Annotated in this window: 6 protein-coding genes; all 6 read left to right on the forward strand. The window is 72.9% G+C overall.

Annotation, left to right across the window (positions count from 1 at the left end):
• Positions 1-86 precede the first annotated feature (86 nt).
• Positions 87-854: an enoyl-CoA hydratase/isomerase family protein gene (locus tag ACFC02_RS41450; protein ID WP_376368025.1), complete on the forward strand. Its 768-nt coding sequence runs from the start codon at positions 87-89 to the stop codon at positions 852-854.
• A 261-nt stretch (positions 855-1,115) separates the two neighbouring features.
• Positions 1,116-1,619, forward strand: a complete 504-nt coding sequence (locus ACFC02_RS41455; protein ID WP_376368027.1) for an ATP-binding protein — start codon at positions 1,116-1,118, stop codon at positions 1,617-1,619.
• A 133-nt stretch (positions 1,620-1,752) separates the two neighbouring features.
• Positions 1,753-2,583 carry a polysaccharide deacetylase family protein gene (locus ACFC02_RS41460; RefSeq protein ID WP_376368029.1) on the forward strand — a complete coding sequence of 277 codons (831 nt, stop codon included), beginning with the start codon at positions 1,753-1,755 and terminating at the stop codon, positions 2,581-2,583.
• Positions 2,583-3,794 carry a hypothetical protein gene (locus ACFC02_RS41465; protein WP_376368031.1) on the forward strand — a complete coding sequence of 404 codons (1,212 nt, stop codon included), beginning with the start codon at positions 2,583-2,585 and terminating at the stop codon, positions 3,792-3,794. The genes ACFC02_RS41460 and ACFC02_RS41465 overlap by 1 nt, the downstream gene beginning before the upstream one ends.
• 238 nt (positions 3,795-4,032) lie before the next feature.
• Entirely contained in the window at positions 4,033-4,944 is a 912-nt protein-coding gene (locus ACFC02_RS41470; RefSeq protein WP_376368033.1) for a MerR family transcriptional regulator, read from the forward strand.
• A 59-nt stretch (positions 4,945-5,003) separates the two neighbouring features.
• The gene (locus tag ACFC02_RS41475; protein WP_376368035.1) at positions 5,004-5,216 is read left to right on the forward strand and encodes an EF-hand domain-containing protein; all 213 of its coding nucleotides are present in this window, start codon (positions 5,004-5,006) and stop codon (positions 5,214-5,216) included.
• The last annotated feature ends 113 nt before the right edge of the window (positions 5,217-5,329 follow it).

Here is a 5,329-nt window from a genome sequence, read left to right on the forward strand (position 1 = left end):
GCCGCCGGGGGGCGCGGGGTGCCCGCCGTCCGCCGGTGCGCACACCGGTGCTGCCTCCCGCGTGAACGACCGCTAACCTGCGGGACATGACCGTATCTCTGGAAGTCGCCGAGGGCGTCGGCACGCTGCGCCTGGACCGCCCGCCCATGAACGCGCTCGACGTCGCCACGCAGGACCGGCTCAAGGAACTCGCCGAGGAGGCCACCCGCCGCGCGGACGTGCGCGCCGTGGTGCTCTACGGCGGCGAGAAGGTGTTCGCGGCCGGCGCGGACATCAAGGAGATGCAGGTGATGGACCACGCGGCGATGGTGCTGCGGGCCCGCGCGCTGCAGGACTCCTTCACCGCCGTGGCCCGCATCCCCAAGCCGGTGGTGGCCGCGGTCACCGGTTACGCGCTGGGCGGCGGCTGCGAGCTGGCGCTCTGCGCGGACTACCGGATCGCCGGGGACAACGCGAAGCTGGGCCAGCCGGAGATCCTGCTCGGCCTCATCCCGGGCGCGGGCGGCACCCAGCGGCTGTCCCGGCTGATCGGCCCCTCCAAGGCCAAGGACCTCATCTTCACCGGACGTCAGGTCAAGGCCGACGAGGCCCTGGCGCTCGGCCTGGTGGACCGGGTGGTGCCGGCCGCCGAGGTCCACGAGGCCGCGCACGCCTGGGCGGCGAGGCTCGCCCAGGGGCCGGCGATCGCGCTGCGCGCCGCCAAGGAGGCGATCGACACGGGTCTGGAGACCGACATCGACACCGGGCTCGCCGTCGAGCGCACCTGGTTCGCGGGACTGTTCGCCACGCAGGACCGCGAGCGCGGGATGCGCAGCTTCGTGGAAGAGGGCCCGGGGAAGGCCAAGTTCCTCTGACCGGCCACCTCTGACGGGACGTCCGCTCGCGAGTCGCTCGATGGGGCGGTTGCGGAAGCCTTGAGGCAACCTTGAGCGTGTGGTGCGGGCGCCGGTGCCCGTCCGTCGCCGGCCGGGCCGTCCGCGCAGGTCGGCCCGGACGCACCGGTCGCTGAAGTGCCCCTGGCATATGCCGGGCGAGGGGGGTGGAACAGGGGTGCTCAGGGGGCGTATTCCCCCGGAACGGCCACGCAGGGCACCGCAGGCGGCCATGATGGGGGCATGGCGGGGCTGGAGGGCATCGAGCAGCCGCGGGGACAGGGACATGCGGCCGTACCGCGCTGGTCGCCCGCGGTCGAGGACGAACGGGCCTCGGCCGCGGTGGAGCTGTACGGCAATCCCACCGAGTCCGAGGTCCGGCTGCCGTCCCGCCCCGAGTCCGCGGCCACCGCCCGCCGCCTGGTCCAGGTCGTCGTCCTGCGCCACTGGGGACTGTCCCCCAAACTGACGGAGGACGCGGTCCTCCTCGTCTCCGAACTGGTGGGCAACGCCGTACGCCACACCGGTGCCCGGGCGTTCGGCCTCCGTATGCGCCGCCGCACCGGCCGGATCCGCATCGAGGTGCGCGACCCCTCCCGCGGGCTGCCCTGCCTGATGCCCGTCCAGGAACTGGACGTCAGCGGCCGGGGCCTGTTCCTGGTGGACAGACTCTCCGACCGCTGGGGCGTCGACCTGCTGCCGCGCGGCAAGACGACGTGGTTCGAGATGAGAGTGTCGGACCGCTGACCCGCCGCCCGGCCAGGGCGGCCCCCTGACCGGAACTCAGCAACCGCTTGGGGGCGCCCCCGCGCCACCTGCCCGACGTTCACCCGGTGGACATCCGGGTGAATCGCCCGTTTTCTTACTCTGCGCCCCTTAAATGGTGCAGGTGACCACCACCGACCGACGCGGTGTGCTGCGGGCCGGTGCCGGACTCGTTGCCGGGGGCGCGCTCGCCGCCGGGTGTTCCTCCGCCGGTACCGCCCCGCACCCCGCCGCGTCCGACGCCTCGCCGGGCAGCCCGTCCGGCCCCTCCGCCGACGGCGCGTCAGGCTCTCCGCGGCCCGCCGCGCACGCCTCCGCCGCCCCCGCCCCGCGCCACTTCCCCGGGCAGCCCGCCCAGATCAGCCACGGCCCCCGCGACAAGCCGCACGTCGCCCTCACCTTCCACGGCCAGGGCGACCCGGCGCTCGCCCGCACCCTGCTCACCACGGCCGAGAAGCACGGCGCGCGGGTCACCGTGCTCGCCGTCGGCACCTGGCTCGACGCACACCCGGAGGTGGCCCGCCGGATCCTCGACGGCGGCCACGACCTCGGCAACCACACCCAGCGCCACCTGTCCGTCAACGACATGTCCGAGGCCGACGCCCGGGCGGAGATCACCGGCTGCGCGGACCGCCTCCAACGGCTCACCGGCTCGATCGGCACCTGGTTCCGGCCCTCGCGCGCCGTCACCGCCTCCCCGCTGGTCGAACGGCTCGCACGCGCCGCGGGCTACCCGCACGTCCTCTCCTACGACGTCGACTCGCTCGACTACACCTCGCCCGGCGCCGCCGCGGTCACCCGCAACGTGCTGTCCGCGATCCGCGGCGGGTCCGTGGTGAGCCTGCACTTCGGCTACCCCGGCACGGCCACCGCCCTTCCCGACCTCCTCACCGAACTCGACCGCCGCGGTCTGCGCGCGGTCACCACCACGGAGTTGCTGAGCTGATGCGTCCCAGTCCCACGTCCGTCTCCCGCCTCGCCCGGATCCTCGCCGCCGGCGCCGCCTGCGCCGCCCTGGCCGGGCTCTCCGCGTGCAGCAGCGGGGGTTCCGCGCAGCACCACACCGACGAAGCCCTCGGCAGCAAGGCGCCCGCGCGCCCGCAGCAGCCCCGGCAGCAGGCCGCCGACGCCCTGCCCGGCATGCCGCCCGTCCTGGACGCCAAGGACGTCTACGCCGCCGACCGCCCCAACCGGCTCTCCGACGTCGTCAAGGACTTCCCCTCCCGGGTCTACGTCCCCAACACCAACTCCAACACGGTCACGGTCGTCGACCCCCGGACGTACAAGGTCATGGAGACCATCCCGGTGGGCCGCCAGCCCCAGCACGTCGTGCCGTCCTGGGACCTGAAGACGCTCTGGGTCAACAACGACCTCGGCAACTCGCTGACCCCCATCGACCCGAAGACCGGCAAGGTGGGCAAGCCGGTCGACGTGCACGACCCGTACAACCTGTACTTCACGCCGGACGGCAAGTACGCCGTCGTGATGGCCTCCAAGGACCGCCAGCTCGTCTTCCGCGACGCGCACAGCATGGAGCGGGTGAAGACGCTCCCGGTCACCTGCGCCGGGGTCAACCACGCCGACTTCTCCGTCAACGGCCGCTACTTCATCGTCTCCTGCGAGTTCAGCGGCGAACTCCTCAAGGTCGACACGGCGGCCATGAAGGTCGTCGGGCAGCAGAAGCTGGCCTTCCACGGCGCCATGCCGCAGGACGTGAAGATGTCACCCGACGGCAAGAGGTTCTACGTCGCCGACATGGTGGCCGACGGGCTGTGGATCCTGGACGGCGACAAGTTCGGCAAGCCGCAGTTCCTGTACACCGGCAAGGGCGCCCACGGCCTCTACGTCAGCCGCGACTCGCGCGAGATGTACGTCTCCAACCGGGGCGAGGGGACCATCTCGGTCTTCGACTTCGCCCAGCACAAGCTGACCAAGAAGTGGCGCCTGCCGCACGGCGGCAGCCCCGACATGGGCGGCGTCTCCGCCGACGGCACGGTGCTCTGGCTGTCGGGCCGCTACAACTCCGAGGTGTACGCCATCGACACCCGCACCGGCAAGCAGCTCGCCCGCATCAAGGTCGGCAGCGGCCCGCACGGCCTCGCGGTCTACCCGCAGCCGGGCCGCTACTCGCTCGGCCACACCGGCGTCTTCCGCTGACCGGGGCCGTCCCCGGCAACAGCGCCTCCGCCCCCACAGGCCGGTGGCCGGCCGCCTGGAACACCCGGGACACCTGGAACACCCGGGACACCCGGGACACCTGGAACGCCCGCGCACGGCGGCCGTTCACCCCCGTGCCGTACGTCCTCCTCCTCCACCACCGCCGACACCGTCTCGTGCATCCAGCGGGCCTCCGTGCCTTGAGTCTCCACCCGCTGGAAGGCCCAGAATCACGGACATGACCGATGACAGCACCGGACTCTTCACCATCGGCGAACTGGCGCGGGCCACCGGGCTGACCGTGCGGACCATCCGCTTCTGGTCGGACGAGGGGGCCCTGCCCCCGGTGGCGCGCTCCGCGGGCGGCTACCGCCTGTACGACGCCGCGTCTGTCGCCCGGCTGGAGCTGATCCGCACCCTGCGCGAACTGGGCCTCGGTCTGGAGGACGTGCGCCGGGTCCTGGCGGGGGAGCGGACGGTCGCGGAGGTCGCGGCCGCGCACGTGGCGGCGCTGGACGCGCAGATCCGGTCGCTCAAGGTGACCCGTGCGGTGCTGTCGACCGTGGCACGCCGCGGTTCGAGTGCGGAGGAGACGACCCTGATGAACAGACTGGCACGGCTCTCGGCGGCAGAGCGGCAGCGGATCGTGGACGAGTTCGTGGACGAGGTCTTCCACGGGCTCGACACGGCCGACCCGTGGATCCGCGAGCGGACCCGCAGCCTCGGCGTCAGCCTGCCCGACGAACCCAGTGCGGCGCAGGTCGACGCCTGGGTGGAACTGGCGGAACTGCTGCAGAAGCCGGGCTTCCGGGCCGCGATGCGCCAGATGATCGAGTACAACGCCGCCGACCGGGACCCCGACTCCCCGGCGGGCTCGTCGATGCGGTTCTTCCAGCGGCTGGTCGAACTGGCCGGCGACGCACGGGCCCGGGGTGTGGCGCCCGGCGACCCCGGGGCGGACACCGTGCTCGTCGAACTGCTGGGGGCGGGGACCGACCGCGCGGCCGTCCTGCGCCGCCTCGACCTGGGCAACGAGGTCGCCCGTTACCGGGTGTTGGTGTCCGAGATCAAGGGCGAGGAGGCGCCCCCGAGGTACCAGGAGGAGTTCGCCTGGGTGGTCGCGGCGCTGAAGGCCTGGCCGGGCCGTTAATCTGACCTGCGTCAGTACGACAGCAAGTCAGACCGGAAGCGACACAAAGGGGCGGATCGGTGGCGGACATCGACGAGGCACGCGAGCAGTTCAAGCGGATCGATGCGGACGGTGACGGGTACATCACCGCTGCCGAGTTCAAGTCCGCCCTCGCCCAGGGAGGCGACTGGAACGTCACCGACACGGTGGCGGAGGCGATCATCAAGCAGCGGGACCTCGACGGGGACAAGGTCCTGTCCTTCGACGAGTTCTGGGCCTACCTGAACAAGTGACCCGCACCGAAGGGGGGGCCGCCGGCGGGGGGGGGGGCCCGCGCGCCCCCGGTGCCACCGCCCCCCGGGCGCCCCCCGCCCGCGGGGGCGGGGGCCCCCCCCCCCCCCCCCGC

The sequence above is a fragment of the Streptomyces sp. NPDC056160 genome, from assembly GCF_042268205.1.
Classification (GTDB): domain Bacteria; phylum Actinomycetota; class Actinomycetes; order Streptomycetales; family Streptomycetaceae; genus Streptomyces.

Excerpts from the sequence above, each read along its gene's own strand:
- ACFC02_RS41450 (WP_376368025.1), top strand. The coding sequence starts at position 87 with ATGACCGTATCTCTGGAAGTCGCCGAGGGCGTCGGCACGCTGCGCCTG.
- ACFC02_RS41455 (WP_376368027.1), top strand. The coding sequence starts at position 1,116 with ATGGCGGGGCTGGAGGGCATCGAGCAGCCGCGGGGACAGGGACATGCG.
- ACFC02_RS41460 (WP_376368029.1), top strand. The coding sequence starts at position 1,753 with ATGGTGCAGGTGACCACCACCGACCGACGCGGTGTGCTGCGGGCCGGT.
- ACFC02_RS41465 (WP_376368031.1), top strand. The coding sequence starts at position 2,583 with ATGCGTCCCAGTCCCACGTCCGTCTCCCGCCTCGCCCGGATCCTCGCC.
- ACFC02_RS41470 (WP_376368033.1), top strand. The coding sequence starts at position 4,033 with ATGACCGATGACAGCACCGGACTCTTCACCATCGGCGAACTGGCGCGG.